Here is a 16,826-nt window from a genome sequence, read left to right as displayed (position 1 = left end):
AGTGACTGACGCGTACAGGGGCTATTCGACGAGGTCCGCCAACGTCACCCATTGCAGTTCACGGAATCGGCCGAACCCGGTGTCGTCGCTAAGCAATGTGGCTTCCTCGCTCATCACCGCCGCGGCGATCCACGCGTCTGGGATGTCGTGAGCCCTCAACTTGTGTAACTCGACCAGCTCCCTAAAGATGCCCCACGTTGATTCACCGGCTCGCAGGAAGACAACATTCGGCGCTCCCAGCACGGCCTCAAGCGCTGCCATCGCCTGGGCGGGTTCAAGCGGTTCGGAGAAGAGACGGGGATTCGTCATGATCCGTAGGAAACCAGTAGCCACGACGTCAAGGATGGCCACGGTCTCGCGCCGGGTCAGCGCGTCTTCGAGCCAACTTCGAGCCGCGGCATGCCCAGGCGAAGAAGAATGGAACGCGTAAATGAGGATGTTGACATCAGGGACGATCATCCAAAACCTCCCACAGCGCCTCTTTATCGGTGAGATCGACAAGGGCTGGTCCGCCGCAATCAAAAACGGGCAGTGAGCCACGCACCGGATCCTTCCGGCGTTCGTCCTCCGCCAGCGCAGCACGCACCGCATCCACGACGAATTCGCTCAGCGTCATCCCGTTTCGTTTCGCTTCTGCTTTCGCTCCCTGCAGCAGGTTCGTAGGGAAGTTGATCGTCGTCCTCATGCGCCTTACGTTAACGTTGCATCACTGCATCAATCAAGAGATGCGATGATGCAACGGTTGAGCAACCGCGAGGTTCTCGTCGTAGTCCACGTAACGCATGCGGCTCCTACATCATCTGCGACGCGCAGTTGCTTATCGACGCCCCTACGCCCGCAGCCCACCCATCTCCGCGAACTCATCCAGCACCGCCAACACATCGGGGGAGCGCCAAGCACGCTGGCGCTTGTCCAGCTGCGCCGATACCACAATGCCGTCCTGCTCCAGCCGCTCGAGCGCGTTGCGTGCCGTCTCCACCGACACCCCGAATTCCGCCGAGACCGCGCGCGTGGTCAACACCGGCCTTTGCAGCAACACTTCCAGTACCCGCCACGCAAGTGCGTCCGCGCGGGCCGAGAGCGTTTCCTCCCATTCATCGCGCAGCGCCTCCAACTCTTCTGCGAGCCAGGAGCCCCGCTCGATCGCTTCGACGGCGGCGCGGGCAAAACGCTGCACGATTGGGTCCACATCTCCGTCGCGGTACGCGTTGAGTGCCGCAAAATACCCAGCGGAATCGGTAAGGAGGCCGGCTGAGATGGGGAGGGCGGAGCTCGTCGTTAAGCAACGCTCTTTCAACATCACATGGACAAGTGCACGCCCAGTTCGACCATTGCCGTCCGCGAACGGGTGGATCGTTTCGAACTGCGCGTGCGCCACGGCCGCGTGCGCGAGCGCGGGAATGTCCGTGCGCTGCATGAATCGCCCCAGATCCGCCATTAGCTTCTCGACGCTCTCAGCCCCTGGCGGTACGAACACCGCCCCCGAGGGAGAAAAGTCGCTGCCACCGATCCAGACCTGCTGTTCCCGCAGCTTGCCCGCGATGTCTGGCGCCGATTCCGCGAGAAGGATGCGATGCATGTCGACGATGCCGTCCACACTTGCACGGGCCCGTTCGACGGCTTGCTCCATTTGGCGAGTGTTGGCGGCGATCAACGCCGCGTTGCCTTTGCCACGCCCGGTCACCTCCGCCTCAAGCACTTTCCGCGCGGACGATGTGAGCTGCTCAATCCGGCTCGACGCGGCGGATTCGCTGCGCAGCAGCAGCGGCGTGAACGGGATGAGACGGTGCGCGTCGGTAGCATCGAAACGCACGATCTCCACTGTCGCTTGCTCGACCAGTGCGCGAGTTTCGTCCGCGAGCTCCAGCGACTCATCGGCGATAAAGGGCGCAACCGAGGCCTGATACTCACGCGGGGCAGTGCGCGCGGCCCGCCGAGAGTACATCTCGTACGCAGGGGACCAAGGGAGGGTCTCCACACCTACCTTCGGCCATGTCATGTTCGAAAGATTACCAAACTTAGGTGGCTAACCTTGGCGGTCTTTTCGGAAAGCAAAAGATCCCGCGCTCCTGAGCCACGAGCTCCGATTAATCTGAAGCGCATGGGTTCTCCGAAGACGCTGCAGCTTTTCATGATGGACGGAACAGCCGACGGTCCGATTAAAGCATCGATTAGGAACTGGGTGGGGCGGGTGTATTCGATCCCGCGCACCGAGCTCAACTCCGAAGAGCTTCGTCGGCGCAGTGAGCTCAACCACCCTGCGGTGTACTTCCTCGTGGGCACGAACCCGGAAACCGACAAACCGCGCATCTACATCGGGCAGGCTGCGCCACGCCAAAACGGGGCCGCCTTTGCACGAGCTGCTGAGCACTCTCGAAGCGAAGACAAGGACTTTTTCAACCGCATCATCTACGTAGTGGTGGTGGACGACTCGTGGGGCGCAACCGAGATCACGTTCCTAGAGAACGCCTTCCACCAGCGCGCGATCAAGGCGGGCCGTTACGAAGTTGCCAATGGTAACACCCCGTCCGCTGGAAGCGTGAGCGAAGAGACACAGGCTGAGCTGGACGAGTTCATCGAGAACACGAACCTCATCATCAGTGCGCTGGGCATCTCAGCGTTCCAGCCCAAGGCGTCCTCCACAAAATCGCGCGGCACCAGCGCCGCTGGAACTTCGGTGACGCCAGCCGACGAAGAGGAACCGACGTTTGAACTCACCCTTCCCCGCTACGGCGTGCAGGGACTGGGGCAGCGCACTTCGACTGGTTTCCTCGTGCTCAGCGGGTCTACCGTGCGTCCGGATCTCCGTCCGAGTGCTCCCCGTGGCGTCCATGCAGTCCGCGATCGCTACACAGACCAAATTCAAGACAACACTTTGCTGGCTCTTCGCGTTTTAGAGTGCGTTGATCTTGGGTTGCAGGCCTCCGGAGTGGATCAGGCACCGCAAGATGTAGTGGTTGATGTTGCGGAACCCGAGTGCGATGCCGCGCAGGTGCTCAAGGCGCCCGTTGATGGCTTCGACCGGGCCGTTGGAGGCGCCGATGTCGAAAAATGCGAGGATGTCGGTGCGCCGCTTGTGCAGGCTGCGCCCGAGTTGGGCAAGCTCCGTTAGCCCGGCTTGACGAAGCCCGCGCAGCCTGTCGATTAATCTGCGCATCTTGGTTTTCGCACGCCGCTTATTCGGGTCGTCGTAGCAGTCGATGATCTCTTGGTACACCAGCCATGTTTCTTGCAGCACGGCGTAATCGTCATCGTAGTTGAACAACGCATCCAGGCGATGTTGCTGCTCGCCGGTTAAAAGGTCGATGCGGGTGAGCATGGTGCGACGGTTCTTATACAAGGGGTCGTTGGTTCTACCGCGCCGACCATAGGTTTCACGCTGCAACCGCTGCCTACACGAGGTGACTTTGTCGCCAGCAAGACGCACCACATGAAACGGATCCATCACCCGCGTAGCCTGCGGAAGCGCCTCATCGGCTGCGGTGGCGTAGCCCTGAAACCCATCCATGGTGATCACCTCCACCTGGTCACGGAACGCCTTCGGGCGTTGGTTGATCCACCTGGTGAGCACGTGCGCACTTCTGCCCGGTATGACATCAAGCAACCTGGCGGGTTGACCGGTGTGCTGGTGGGTCATATCCACGATCACGGTGACGAACCCACCGCCAGCCGCACGCCGGTTGTGGGCCCATTTGTGCTCATCAACCCCGATGATGCGCACCCCAGCCAAATGGTCGGGGTCAGCGACGAGCTCCCTGGCCATAGAAAGAGCCAAATCGCATGTCAACTGCCAGCCGATACCGAGTGCCTTGGCGGTGGCGGCAACACTCATCCGGTCGATCGCTAAACGCTGTAGGATCCAGCGCACCACCCGGTGGGTGACCTTCGAGCGGTCATCAGCACATGCAAGAGAAGCCCGGAAGACCCTCTTCGGGCACACCTGGTTGGTGCACACATACCGCGGCAGGCGCACCCGCAGCTTCGTGGGAAACCCGACGACAGGCAAATCCACCAGTTCACGGTGGGCGTGATCGCGCAGCACACCAGGCCGGTCGCATGCGGGGCACGCGTTGATCGGGGCGAGAGCTTCGCACTCGATGACGGTGCACTCATCGTTGTGCGCGGCATTCGTGATCGCCAGGCCGAGCTCCGCGGTGCGGCAAATGGTGTCGGCGACGATGTTGGAACTAGGCTGCATCGCAGGGTCCTTGTTGTGTTGTGGATTGGCTTGAACACCTACATCCTTAACGCAGCAAGGACCCCCATATCTTGTGCCACACCCCAGGGGCCTAGAAACAACCTACGCACTCCCAATCACGAAGAGCCACTTTGCTCAATGACGTAGAGTTCACCAGCCCGTCCGCGGCTGCCTCGTTCCTCGTCGGTGGTAGTTCCAACGGCAGGGCCATGTGGCACCTGCAGGACGCCCCGTCTGTCACGCTGGCGGATTGGGAAGATCGGGAAGGCGACGACGCCGACCGTCAAACTTTGCTGCCGGAGAGCTCGGCGCAATCAACCGAAGGGTCCCACTAAGCTACCCCTCCGGAAGGAGCTCCGAGCGCTCGCCCACCGTCGTGATCACCAGCGCGTCGCGGGCGCGCGAAGCCGCGACGTATAACAGCGAGCGCTCCCGCTGCAACGCTGAACGGGCATCCTCCTCCGACAGGTTCTTCAGCTGGAAACGCAGCGGCATGACGGCCTTGCCCACGCCCATGAGGATGACGTGGGTGAACTCCATGCCCTTGGCGCCGTGCATGGTCATCACGCTGACCTGCTCGTGGGATGCCAGCTCGGCGTTTTTGGTCTGCACGGCGTCAATGCCGTTATCGGCCAGCCCGGAGACTACGCGCGAGAGCTGTCCGCGGGTGCGGCACATCACGCCGACGCGGACCTTGTCTTCGTCACCAGTCTGTTCGGCGGTCTCCAGCCAGCCGCGGATCAGCTCGGCGGCGACGGCGAACTCCTCCTCTTCGGAAGCGGCAGTGAGGATAACCGGCGCAGGCCCCGAACGCGCCGAGCGGTACCCCGCAACGGAATCCACAGCGCCCTCGGCATCCAGGAATTCCGCGTCCCCGCCGACCAAGATGCGCAGGGCGTAGTCCAGGTTTTCTTTGGTGGTGCGGTAGTTCAGCGTGAGCCGTCGAGAAGCTCTGCCCCGCGTGGAGATGCCGAAGTGCGACAAGGTCAGCGGCTGGCCGTAGATGCGCTGGTGGGAGTCCTCAGCGAGGAAGATGTCGTTCGGGCCCTCGGCAACGCAGGCACGCAGGAAGCGCCAGTGGCCGGCGTTGAAGTCCTGCGCCTCGTCGACCACAACGTGATCGAACAAGGACCCGCCGCCGCGTTCGTAGTGCACATCCAGGATCTCCGCGCCCACGGTGGACATGGTGGGCCAGAACAGCTGCCCGTCGATGGCTTGGGTCTGCATCACGGATTCCAGCACCGCCCAGACCTGCTTGCGCTGCCTGCGGCTCAACGGCGTGCCGCGGCCGGTGCGGGCGACTTTCAGGTACTCGGCCAAGGTCGTGATCCCACCCGCAAGCACCACCGTCTCGTACTCGGCTTGAAGGAACGTCTCGTTCGCCAGCTCGTCCGGCATGTCCTCCGGCGCGCCCTCGAGTGCACCTTCCCATACTTGGCGGGCGGCGTGGTCGGTGTAGGGGCGCACACGCGGCGCGGGCACGCCGAGCACGCGCCGCGTCGCCTCCTCGGTCTCCTCCGGGGTGCCAAGCGAGACAACCTTGCGCACTACGGCGTCGATGTTGTCCACCCACACCCCGGGCTCGCCCGGATCACCGGCCTCAAGGTACGACGGGTTCAGCGCGTTGAGCTGGGACTTCAATCCCTGCGCTAGCCCCTTCGTAAACGTGGTCAAAAGCACCCGCGAGTCGGCCTGCGTGCCGGGCACGCGCCCCGTAACCAGGTTGTTCGCGCGGTGCACCGCCACCACGGTCTTGCCGGTGCCGGCGCCGCCGAACACGCGCGCGGAACTGGAGTAGGCGCCCTCCGCCATGCGGCGCTGCTCGGGGTGGATGTACACGCGCCACTGGTCGAAGGTCCCGGCCTCGATGACCTTGCGCAGCGACTTAGTCTCCACGTCGTCCACGTACGCGAACTCGAGCTCCGCAGCCGCCTCGCGCAGACCCGCGATGAGGCGCGCATCCTCCGAAACATCGCTGGAAGCGTCGACTTTGCGCAATCCCAGCGACTCCCGCGTCTCCCCAATCGAATACCCCGCCGCCAGCGACAGCACCGCATCGTGCTCCCACTTCGGGCGGCCCTCAAGCAGCGCGTCCAGTTCCGCCTCGCTGTCCGCCGCCAAGGCTTGCTCGGCCAGCGCGCGGTCGACGCCGAGCTCCTCCCACAGCTCGTCCGCCGTGAACGCGGCCAGGGTTTCGCGGGGAGGGGGCGTGCGCTTGACGACGAGCTCCGCTTCCACCCCTTTCTCCTCCGCAATCGCCTTCGCCTGCTCGGCGGCCAGCGCTTCGGCAGCCTGGGCCGCCTCCTCGGCCTTCGCCTGCGAGGCGGAGACCTCCGCCGGCTCCTCCTTGATTAGCGTGGTGATGCCGTTGATCGGGTTGACCTCGAGCCGTAGCGTCGCCGGGTCGAGGCGTTCGGCTTTCGCGTTGCCTTCGTCGTGGGAGTCGACGTCGACGAGGACGAAGTGGTGCACGTCTGCGTCGCGAAGCTCGAAGAGCACCGCGCGGAACTGGTCGTTGATGCGGCCTGTGCGCACGCGCTTGTCCACCGCGCCTTGCAGCGTTTTGATGCGCAGCGAGGGGTTGGCGGGGTCCGCGGAGAGCTTCTGCAGGAAGTTCATTGTGGGTTTAAGCAGCGCGCCGTCGAGGTTGAGGCCGCTGTACAGGCTGAACGTCACCATGGGTTACTCCTTGCCCAGCAGCTCAGCCGGGATTGTTGTCGCGGACAGTGTATCGGGGTACATCAACCGCCAGCCCTGATCGCGCAGGGTGGATTCTTCGGCGGGGTGGGTGCCTTCAGCGTCGATAAGCAGCGCGATCTTGTGCTCGACCCAGCTCACCGCTGTGGGCAGGTGGCCGACCTCCTCGCCGATCTCCTCGGTTTCGCGCGCCCCGGCCTCGGCCAGGGTGCGTAGCGCGCCTGCGACCTCGGGTTCGTCCCCGAACTCCTCGATCGCCTCCGCCCACAGCCCGGTTTGCACAGGGGCCTCTTGCTTATCGACGCCATCCGGGCGCCCACCTTCCACCACTTCAACCTCACCCACCGCCACCGTGACGGCGTTGTCGGCGAGCCAGATGATGTTGGCGAAGCGGAGGAACTCGCGCCAGTTGTCCTCGGTAAGCGTGCCCGGCGCGTCGGCATCTGCGCGCATGCGCACCGGTGTTGCAACCCCTTTAACCGGGATCGCGTCGAAGACGATCTGGTTGCGGAACGTCAGCGTCGCCCCCTGCGGGGTGACCTTGGGAACGAGTGAGGTGCTGAGCATCTGCAGCAGCGCCTTATCAAGAAGCTCGTGGGCGGCCCAGTCCGGGCTGGACAGGTAGTGCAAAAGCTGGGTGACGGGGGAGGCCTTCAAGAACGCGACCTCGTCGTTGCCGATGCCCTCCATTGCGCGTGCGCGGTTCTCGGCGACCTTGCTGACCCATTGCGGCGCATCCGCTGTACCTGCGGTTTCTGCCTCGAACCAGTCCAGGCCCGCGTTGGTCACGTTCCACGGCAGCACCTGCTTGTCTTCGTGGTGCAGGCGGTTTCGCTTCACGATGTCGCTGGGGAAGCGATAGTTCGCCGGCGCGTAGTGGAACGCGGCGCCGTCGGTGTACACCGCCACTGGGCGCACGTCCGGGCGCCTGCGTTGCGCGAAGTAGAAGTCCGGGGTGGTGTAGCCCAGGTTCATCTGTTCGCGCATGGACCACTCTTGGCCGTCGGGGAACGTGATAAGCCACTCCACGCCGCCCGCGTTGGGGATGTCTTTCACGACAGCGTGGCGGTTTTCTAGGGCTTTGCGCACCGTCTCGCGGAACCGGACCTCCAGGTTGGAGGCGTGGTCCAGCTCCGGCTCGTGCGTCTGCGTTTCCCAGGCAACCGCGAGCGGGTTCAGGTCCGCCGCGGGGTGGTCCTGGTTGCTCAGGATGGAGCGCAGGGCACGTTCGGCGGCGGCGCGCGAGGTGACGTCGATAAGGCTCGAGCGCGTGTAGGGCAGCAGGCACTCCGGGCAGGCGAGGCGCTCGTCGTCCTTGCAGGCGCAGTCGGCCACCTTGGTGAAGGCGCGCTCCAGCAGGCGGCGCACCTGTTCGGGCGAGGCGAACTGGGACAGGTAGCCGGTGCCTCCAGGAACGTTGTCGTGAATCAGCAGCGCGTCCACGGTGTTGCCGCGGCGATCCGACACCTTCACCGTCTCTACACCCAAGTGGTCCGGGTCGCCGCCCAGGACCTCCTTGAAGCCCAGCTTGATCGCGGCGGTCAGGCTGGGGATGGTGGCGTTGTCGCCCGCCGTGAGCTGCACCGGCACATGCAGCAGCACGCCCTGGGTGCGCAGCGTGCGGTGCAGCGCAACAGTCACCGTCTCCTCTTGCAGCGCCTTGCGCTTCGGGCACCACGGGCGGTGGTCCCACTTGGAGTTGGAGCCCTTCTGCGAGTCCAGGTGGCCGCAGTAGTTGCACACTGTAAACAGCGGCGCGTCGATCTCGTGGTCGGCGAGCATCCGCTTCGCCGCGGGGCCTCGGCCTAGGTTGAACCAGCTCAAGTCCACATACCGCAGGTACTCCGCACCGAAACCCTGGGAGAGGAACCACCTGGCACCCTGCCCGCCCTCGGGCACGGAGAAGCTCAAGGTGCTGTGGTAGCTCAGGGCGTGGCGGTCGTCTGAGGAGTCGTCGATAATCGCGCGCGCCCGATCCCCCTCAGCGGAGACCCGCCGCATGCGCACCGTTTGCAGCACCTGGCCCTTGTCCGCGTACGCCGCTGAGCCGCACTTCGGGCACGAGGTAGCGGCAACGCTAGCGCCGGCGGTGATTGGCGCGCCGTAGGAGCAGGCGGGGCACAGGCGCCACTGCTCGATGTCCGCGCCGTTCATGCCCACCTCAACCGCATCCACGGTGGCTGCGATGCCACGGGCGTAGAACGTGTTGCCCGGCGCGAGCTCCTTCAACGCAGAAGACACGCCGCGGGAGAGCTCGAAGGCCTCCGGGTCGATCTGCATGGTGGACGGGTTGAGTTGGGAGACCACCACGGCGAGCTCTACCGCGTCGTCGAGCAGCGTGAAGTTGGGCAGCAGCCCGTAGCGCTCCATGGAGTTGATCCAGTAATCATCGAGCAACAGCTTGCCCAGGTCGCGCGAGGTGCGCTTCGCCGCCGCCTTGGTGCTGCGCTTTTCGCGTTCCAGTTCGGCGTCGGCCTTCTCGGTGCCTTCGTGCGGGTCCACCTTGGCCTCCAGCTCAGCCAGCCGGTGCTGCAGCGTTTCCTTGCGCGCGGTAAGCGCTTTGACCTCCGAATCCCACAGGCTGCGGGCTTGCTCTAGATCGCCGGCAAGTGAATCGGTGCCGGTCCCACACGCCCACGCACGCACCCCGCCCACCGTGCCGGCATCCACGTTGCCCGCCACGGTGGCCAAAAACCTCTCCACGCGCTCCTGCACCCCGCCTTTAATCTCTTCGAGCAGCGCGCCCACCAGGGTTGCGCGCTTGCGGGTGGAGAACACGTCCGGCGCGTACTGCACGTGTAGCCCGTACGCGGTGAAGTCAAGCGTGTCCACCAGGTAGGCGGTGGTTTGGCGGCGCAGGATCTCGGTGGCGGAAAGGAACGCGGCCGGGGGCGTCACGTCGCCGGCGATGACGGAGAGCGGCCGGTTCAGCTTCGGCAGCGTCTTGCCGCGCCCCCGCACAAACGCGAGCACGAGCGAGTTGCCGGTGAGGCGCCCGGCGCGGCCCACGCGCTGCACGTACGACGACACAGTGGTGGGAAGCGAGGCGAGCATCACCGTGGACAGATCGCCGATATCAATACCCATCTCGAGCGTCGGCGTTGCCACCAGCACGTTCGGCGCGTTGGGATCTTCGGCGTCCTTCCCGCCGCGGAACGCCCGCTCGAGCGCGAGGCGCTCGTCCTTCGGGATGAGCCCGGTGTGCTCCCGCGCCACGATGGTGCGCGGATCGGTGGAGGTATATAGCCGCGAGTAGTAGCTTTCCTCCACCGGCTCCACATACATCTGCCCAGGGCATCCAGGGGTTGGGCAGGGCATGCCCACGAGCGCACGGCGGCGTTGCTTATCGACGCCTAACGGGACATTGCACACCTCACACTGCAACAACGCGGGCGATTCGTCGCGCCGCGCGACCACCAGCTCCGGCGGGATGGCGTACATGATGGCGCCCGTTTTCGTCTGCACTGTCTTCAGCACGCCGCGCTTGGCCAGCTCGCGGAAAGCGTTGCTGACCAGCAAGGCGGCATCGTGCGCGCTGATCTGCTTCAACACCCGGTTGGTCCACCGGGCGTAGCGCCCGCGCGGGCTGCCCACCGGGGTGATGCCGCGGTCCTTGTCGTCCAACGTCGGGCCGGAGCGGGGGAACTCCGGCGAGCCGCCCTTGGCGAAGCGCCGCATGCCGCGCGCCTTGGCGTAGCGGTTGTGCAGCCGCCACGTGTTGCCGTCCTCCTCCAGGTACTGGTCGAACATGCGCGTGTACACGCCGCCGCGGGCGCGCACCTGCTCCAACAGACCGCGCATCCACTGCAGGCGCATCTCGGCCGTGGTCTCCTCGGCATCGAACAGGGCCGGGTCTAGACTCTGCAGCGCCTCCTCTGCGGTGGCGAGCAACACCTCGTCATCCACGTCCACCGAGGGCATCAGCGTGCCGGTGGACACCAAGGAGCGCGGCAGGTCCGCCATCTGCCCGAACTCGAGCGCGGCGTCCAACTCCAGGCGCGCGAGTACCGCAGCGGTGGCCTCGCGCCGGGCCTTCACGTCCGCGTCTTTGGACCAGAACGGGGTAAACATCGGGGTCTCTGCGATCTCCGGCGGCAGCAGCTCGAAGCGGGCGCGCAGCGGGTCCTCGGATGCGTCGGCGCGCTCGAGGATGCGCAGCGGCAGCTGCGCCACTGAGACCGCCTCATCGCCGGAGCCCGCGCCGGAGCCAACGACACCGCGCATCAGCGTACGGATCCCGAACGCCCTCGCCCGCGACTGCACAAAGCCCGCGCGGTGGGCGGCGTCCTGCACCGAGTCCGCGAACACGAGCGTCTTCTTTTCCTTCTCCGCCAGGGTGGGCATGCCGAACAGGTTGGACAACCCCACAGACAGCAGCGTCGCCACGCGCGAGCCGATGTAGCGGATGGTGTCCGCCTCCCCGCAGTTCGGGCAGACCTGCTCACGCGCGTATTCGGGGGCGCTCAGCCCTGAGTAGGTGAGTACGGGTACCGACAGGCCGTCGGCAAGCTCCTGTTCGCTCGGCTCCGTGCGCGACACGGTGCGCGACTTGGTGTGGAACCACATCAGGGCGCGCTTGCCGTCCTCGTCGTCGAACGCGCTGAGGTCCACGCCGTCGGCGTTGGCGCGGCGCAGCTCGTTGGTCGCGTCGATGAGCGGGCGGGGCGACTCGGGCCGCTCCACGCTCGCCTTGCGGATCTCGGCGCCATCCACCACCGTTGCGTCCGTACCCGGCTCGAGCGCCGTCATCCACCCGGCGCGCCCGCACTGGCGGCAGTAGATTGCGGGCAGCCACACGGCGGTTTCCTCGAAGCCGAGTTGGCCGTCGTCCGCGAAGCGGAACTGCTCGCCGGTTTCGGTGGGTGTGACGGTGCGGTCGATGCGCGAGACTTCACGCACCCAGAGGTGTGTTTCCACACCCGGGAGCCGCTTGCCGCCGAAGCCGTACTTCTCGCCGGCGAGCGCGCGCAGTTGCGCCACCGCGGTGAGCAGGTGGGTGACGAATTCGCGGGAGGTCTCCTCGCCCAGGCTGCGCACGACGATGTCGCTGAGCACTATCGACGGCAGTGTCTTCTCCGTCTCGCCCTCCCTATCGATGAGCGGCTTCGCCTTGCCGTCGCCGCCTAGCAGCGCCTCGGTGAGCGGGTGCACCGCGTAGGCGGCGATGGCGGCATCCAGGTCCGCATCCGCCGCCACGCCCCAAAGCTGCGTGCGGAACGTATCCAGCACCACGTCCGCGTGCTCTCGCCCGGAAGTGTCGTTCGCGATCGTCTGCACGATCTGGCGCAGCTGATCAATGTCCGGCGACAGGGGAGTGGCGAGGTGCCCGAAGGTCTGCCCGATCTCCTCGGTCCACTCTCGGTAGGTCAGCGTGCGCTCGCCGACGAGCGCGTCCGGCGCGAACGTTTCACCAAAGATAGTGCCCGCGAATTTGAGCACGTCCGAACGCTCTTTGTCACCACCAAGCGTCGCCGACGTTGCCACCGGCGTAACGCGCCCCAACGGGTTCGCCGCGTACTCCCCGAGGAAGCCCTCCGGCTGGTGTTTCTTCAGCATGAGCCCGAGGCGGCGCAGCAGCAGCGCGACGTCGGTGCCCTGCGCGCCGTCGTACGTGTGGAACTCGTCCAACACCAGGTACTGCAAGCTGGTTGCGGATTTACGCCAGATCTCCCGGTCTTCAGGCCGCAGCAGCAGCTGGTCCAGCATCTTGTAGTTCGTAAGCAGGATGTCCGGCGGGTTGAGCCGCATCTCGTCCGGATCGTTGATGAGCGATTGCTGCGTCACCCGCTTCACATTGCCCTTGGCCTCACCGGTGTAGATGCCGGCGGTGACCCCGGCTAGCCCCTTCTCTTGCGTGAGCAACTTGGCGAGGCGGTCCGCCTGATCGTTCGCGAGCGCGTTCATCGGGTAAAGCAGCAGGGCCTTCACCCCGGTCTTGCCCTGTGCGCGGGTGCGCGCAGCGTGGTCGAGCACCGGGTAGAGGAAGGATTCCGTCTTACCCGATCCCGTACCCGTGATCACCAGCGTGGGGTCCGGGCGGCGCTCCCCGTTTTCGTCGCGGCTGCGCAGCCTGCGAAACGTTTCCGCCTGGTGGTGGTACGGCGTGAAATCGAAGGACTCCGGCATCCAGTCCAAGATCCCGTCCCATCCGATGGCACGCGCGTACGGCAGACGCACCCGCACGTACGGGCCGTGGAACATGCCTCGTTCCGTGTCCTCCAAAAACGCCTTCAGCGCCGCTGAGGTTTCCGGGTTCGCCAGCGAGAACGCGGTGGCGAGGTACTCAGACACGCCACCAAGGACATGCTGCGATGCGTGGACGGGGATGAGGGAAGACACGCAGGTAAGGTTATGCCATTAAGTTTGCAGGTGTTTGGAGGACGAGCATCTGAAAAGTGCCGAGGAGGGTGACGGCCTTGAATCAGCCGCAGGACGAACGGCGCATACCGAAGCCGCGACTAGACCTCGTCACGGCGACTAAAACTGCGGACACGGGAGCGCACCCATTTCTTGTCTCCGCTAGCGACGGCTCCTTGTACTGGTGCAAGCAGCTGAAGAACGAACACGGGCCTCAGGCCACAATCAATGAAGTTGTGTGTTCGGTAATTGGGGAAGCGATAGACGCGCCAACGGTCCCCTGGGAGATAATCAACGTCCCCTCTGACCTCGTAGGCACGAAGACCCCACCCAGTGCACACGGAGTTTCCGTGATCCTCGATTCTTTACCTGTCTTCGGTTCGCGTCTCTTGCCTTACGCCGATATCGGAGACTTGCACACTCGAATTCAGTTCGGAAAATCCGACGGGAACGGCGACCGTATCCCGCGGCTCATCGCGCTGTGGCTCCTCTGCAACGCAAAGGATTTACAGGTACTTTACGACGCCACCTCTGACATGAGGATCTATTCCGTTGATCACGGAATGTGGTTCGGCGCAGATGAATCACCGGAGTGGTTTCTAGCTCCAACTTCGCATGTACATGCCCAAACAGAAATCGCCCACCCCGACAGCCTCATCCCAGAAGACTCCTGGACCAAGGCTATTGAAGCAGTGGCCGACTTGCGCGAGGATATTGTGAAGCAGATTCTCGAAGCACTCCCACCAGAGTGGGGCGTGCCAGAATCGGACGTCGCGACAATCGCGCGGTATTGCTTAAGTCGCAGAGATTACACAATCGAGCGGCTGCAAACCGAAGCACTACGGAACAGGAGGTTGGTGCGATGAAGTTTCGTTACTGGACAATTGCGCTCCAGCCCGATCCGACTCTGCTCGATCGGCAGGGAATTGGGGTTGTAGTGGAGCGGGAAGACGGCGCCTCAACGGCCCAGTTCATCTCCCCAGCCGATTTAAGAACAGCCGGCATGACCCCCGAAGCAAGGGCGGCGTCACGATCAATCCTGGGCGTGTTGCGCGCGGAAATTGAACCTCTCACTGCAGTCGATCCAATTCTCCCCCTCGAATCAGAAACCCCCCTCGGTGCTTTTATGAGCACCACAGCCGCACGCTGGCATAACGCCGCACGGATTCACTCCGAAGGCACACTGTCAACCGAAATGCTTCTGGAGGAAGCAGCTGAATATCTCTATGCCATGTTCGTGCGTCGCACTCCGACTCCACGGTCGAATGCTTACCGCGAACTGAGGAAGAAGGTCCAGGAGCTATACGAGGCCGAAACGCATCTCGCCCCGCTGGTTCACCGAAACCCTCGGGTCAACCTAGGCGGCTCCCAAGCTCCGACCGATCTTGCTGTAATCGAAGGCACCCGTGTCCGGGAGCTAGTTCGTTCAGTACCTTTCAACATACCCCCCGAAACCCGGCACGAACAGAGCGTCGATTCTTGGACACTGCGCATTTTCAACCTGCGGCGCACCGGCGGGTCCCTCCTACACGAAGACCGGGAATTGAAGCTGGAAGAAGATGTCCCTGTGTCCGTGATGTATGCCCCTCCAACAACAGAGGAACAATGGGATGCATTCGAACGGGCAACCATGAACTGGTCTGATTTCGGTATCGGGTCAGTATCAGTAAAGGAAGCAGGACCGCACGTGGCAAATTTGGCGGCGGGCATCGGCGTTTAGTAATTCGAGGCACTCCTGCTCCCCACCAATCCACAAAGCAAACTTAGGTGTGAGCTCGAGGGAAGTCACCGACCAACTTTGCTGGATCAAACGTTGGAAGACTGGTTACAGAGTCAATCCGCTCTGTCACCTCGGACCTTGAGATGAAATCGCTCAACCAAGTGTCCGGCAGGCCCAACACTTGTAAAAGCAAGCCCACCCCGTGGTGCGTCAGCGAAAAAGTCATGAACACCTTTTCTGGGTCGAAAATATGCCCCTGGGTGTAGACACACTGGGTTTCCAGAAAATCTGGTGGGCCGTAGGAGAAGTTCTTCAAAAGGCCCTCACGTTCAAGCCCATACGCGGCCTCAAAAAGTCGGGTGACAACTCTCCAGTGGTCGAGCTCCCAACCAAACTTGTTAATTATGGATAATGCGTCAATGACATACTGCTCATCTATCGCTTCAAAAACAGACTCATATTCGGCCCCCCGAGTGCGCTTATGGGCCGCGGTATAGATCGCCCAATGCAAAGCCAGTTGGTCACTAGGCAGTCGTCCGATTAGCGATGCCCACATCACACCACCGTCACCCCGACTATTTCCGGATTGAGATGTCGCTAATACCCCCGATAGATACTCTGCCAAGATCTCGCTATCTGCCCAGCAGGATTCGATCAGCACCGCTCGCGCCGCCCGAGGCGGGATTGAGGCATTCCCGCGGTTAATGTTCTTTGCACTGGCCTTCGCAGCTACTCGTTGCACGTTATCACTGCTGGACCAATCCAACATTTCGGCACTCAAACTTTCCGCAGTTGGTCCAAGAATTTTCTTTAAAGCTCTCATGGTCTCTATCTCCTGCAACGCGTTTCCTTTCTCTCGGGAGTTCTCAGTCACCATTGCCCCTGTTCGATTCGCCTTGGTTTTCATCATTCGGAGGTGGCGTGTGCAGGTGCTCGAACGCCGAATCAATGAGGGCCGCAATCCTCTTCTTCAAATCCGCAGAGATTATCGGCTCATCCGATACGGCACCGAGCAAAGCCTCAAAATCCGATCCGTAGCGGAAACTGAACCGGTTAGACTCATCGTGAAGGAATCGCGATAATTCCTCCGCTTTGCTCCTCACGTCGGGCTGGATCACTTCCAAACGGAGCCTGTCCGTCGCACTTATCGCTCGGAGGTAGAACTCCGCCCGCGCCTGGGCTTGGAAAGCCTTTGCTTCAAGTAGCGCGGAGCTGCCTCCGTGCCCACTATTGCCCAGCAAGGCGCTTACGCTGTTTTTGACAATCCCTACCGCTTCCTCGGCGGCTTCGTTAATCTCTCTAACGCAACGACTAACTTCCCGTCTCTCTCGTGCTGTCTCTTCCAGAACCAGCTGTACAGCCCTTTCGCTTCTCCGGCGTTTATCCTCGGCGATCTGATCCGCTATTCGGCGTTGGTCCGCTTTATGGTTGGTTATAAGTGTTGTCCCAAAAGCGCCGATCAGGGTTAGAAACGCAACGATTATTGAGGTCCCATTTGCGCTATTTAGTCACTGCAAGAAACTAGTCATTACCTCGAGCTCCCCTTTCAGACCGCACGTATGACACCCGCATGTCCGCCTCCCTACTCGTGCTCCTATTCCACCCCGGCTGCGGATGGATACATATCCTATTCGGCACGAGCAGCGTTCCGCGTAAACTCGAACTCGCCTGGAGCTCAATAGCACCATGTAGCACTTCTTGGCTATTCGCCTAACGTCAAGCCACCACAAACCGCATAATAACACATATGTTCGCCTGCGGAGCCTGGCTATCCACCATTAGCGTCCCCCATACACCGACTAGGGCCAACATCAACTCAACAAGCGTCCGATAGTCCCCATCAAGACGAAGTGA

The 16,826-nt window shown here is 63.0% G+C and carries 10 protein-coding genes; 3 read left to right on the top strand and 7 right to left on the bottom strand.

Annotated features, from left to right (window positions below):
• Positions 1-21: 21 nt before the first annotated feature.
• The 4 genes from HWX32_RS00100 to HWX32_RS00085 all read right to left on the bottom strand — a co-directional run bounded on the left by HWX32_RS00100 (position 22) and on the right by HWX32_RS00085 (position 4,198).
• Entirely contained in the window at positions 22-459 is a 438-nt protein-coding gene (locus HWX32_RS00100) for a TA system VapC family ribonuclease toxin (protein ID WP_175934256.1), read from the bottom strand.
• Positions 446-685 carry a YlcI/YnfO family protein gene (locus HWX32_RS00095; protein ID WP_175934255.1) on the bottom strand — a complete coding sequence of 80 codons (240 nt, stop codon included), beginning with the start codon at positions 683-685 and terminating at the stop codon, positions 446-448. The genes HWX32_RS00100 and HWX32_RS00095 overlap by 14 nt, the downstream gene beginning before the upstream one ends.
• 144 nt (positions 686-829) lie before the next feature.
• Positions 830-1,999, bottom strand: a complete 1,170-nt coding sequence (locus tag HWX32_RS00090; protein WP_175934254.1) for a Fic family protein — start codon at positions 1,997-1,999, stop codon at positions 830-832.
• Between the two features lie 894 nt (positions 2,000-2,893).
• The gene (locus HWX32_RS00085; protein WP_175934253.1) at positions 2,894-4,198 is read right to left on the bottom strand and encodes an ISL3 family transposase; all 1,305 of its coding nucleotides are present in this window, start codon (positions 4,196-4,198) and stop codon (positions 2,894-2,896) included.
• A gap of 131 nt (positions 4,199-4,329) precedes the next feature.
• On the opposite strand from HWX32_RS00085, the gene HWX32_RS00080 reads away from it, so the two are divergent.
• Entirely contained in the window at positions 4,330-4,533 is a 204-nt protein-coding gene (locus HWX32_RS00080; RefSeq protein WP_175934252.1) for a DUF4357 domain-containing protein, read from the top strand.
• 1 nt (position 4,534) lies between these two features.
• Here the strand turns inward: HWX32_RS00080 and HWX32_RS00075 are convergent, their stop codons facing one another.
• Positions 4,535-6,877 carry a 3'-5' exonuclease gene (locus tag HWX32_RS00075; RefSeq protein ID WP_175934251.1) on the bottom strand — a complete coding sequence of 781 codons (2,343 nt, stop codon included), beginning with the start codon at positions 6,875-6,877 and terminating at the stop codon, positions 4,535-4,537.
• A gap of 3 nt (positions 6,878-6,880) precedes the next feature.
• Positions 6,881-13,234, bottom strand: a complete 6,354-nt coding sequence (locus HWX32_RS00070) for a DEAD/DEAH box helicase (protein ID WP_175934250.1) — start codon at positions 13,232-13,234, stop codon at positions 6,881-6,883.
• A 56-nt stretch (positions 13,235-13,290) separates the two neighbouring features.
• Between HWX32_RS00070 and HWX32_RS11335 the strand changes: the two genes are divergently transcribed.
• Both HWX32_RS11335 and HWX32_RS00060 read left to right on the top strand, forming a co-directional pair.
• Positions 13,291-14,118, top strand: coding sequence for a HipA family kinase (locus tag HWX32_RS11335; RefSeq protein ID WP_368485893.1), 828 nt, complete (start codon positions 13,291-13,293; stop codon positions 14,116-14,118).
• Positions 14,115-14,972 carry a hypothetical protein gene (locus HWX32_RS00060; RefSeq protein ID WP_175934248.1) on the top strand — a complete coding sequence of 286 codons (858 nt, stop codon included), beginning with the start codon at positions 14,115-14,117 and terminating at the stop codon, positions 14,970-14,972. Before HWX32_RS11335 ends, HWX32_RS00060 begins: the two co-directional genes overlap by 4 nt.
• A 43-nt stretch (positions 14,973-15,015) precedes the next feature.
• Here the strand turns inward: HWX32_RS00060 and HWX32_RS00055 are convergent, their stop codons facing one another.
• Positions 15,016-15,882 carry a hypothetical protein gene (locus HWX32_RS00055; protein WP_175934247.1) on the bottom strand — a complete coding sequence of 289 codons (867 nt, stop codon included), beginning with the start codon at positions 15,880-15,882 and terminating at the stop codon, positions 15,016-15,018.
• Positions 15,883-16,826: the final 944 nt, after the last annotated feature.

The sequence above is a fragment of the Corynebacterium sp. Marseille-P4321 genome (assembly GCF_903645305.1).
Taxonomy (GTDB): Bacteria; Actinomycetota; Actinomycetes; order Mycobacteriales; family Mycobacteriaceae; genus Corynebacterium.
The sequence above is the reverse complement of the archived record's forward strand: the minus strand, read 5'-3'. Positions and strand labels throughout refer to the sequence as shown.

Coding starts and splice junctions, on each gene's coding strand:
- HWX32_RS00100 (WP_175934256.1), bottom strand. CDS start 459: ATGATCGTCCCTGATGTCAACATCCTCATTTACGCGTTCCATTCTTCT.
- HWX32_RS00095 (WP_175934255.1), bottom strand. CDS start 685: ATGAGGACGACGATCAACTTCCCTACGAACCTGCTGCAGGGAGCGAAA.
- HWX32_RS00090 (WP_175934254.1), bottom strand. CDS start 1,999: ATGACATGGCCGAAGGTAGGTGTGGAGACCCTCCCTTGGTCCCCTGCG.
- HWX32_RS00085 (WP_175934253.1), bottom strand. CDS start 4,198: ATGCAGCCTAGTTCCAACATCGTCGCCGACACCATTTGCCGCACCGCG.
- HWX32_RS00075 (WP_175934251.1), bottom strand. CDS start 6,877: ATGGTGACGTTCAGCCTGTACAGCGGCCTCAACCTCGACGGCGCGCTG.
- HWX32_RS00060 (WP_175934248.1), top strand. CDS start 14,115: ATGAAGTTTCGTTACTGGACAATTGCGCTCCAGCCCGATCCGACTCTG.
- HWX32_RS00055 (WP_175934247.1), bottom strand. CDS start 15,882: ATGATGAAAACCAAGGCGAATCGAACAGGGGCAATGGTGACTGAGAAC.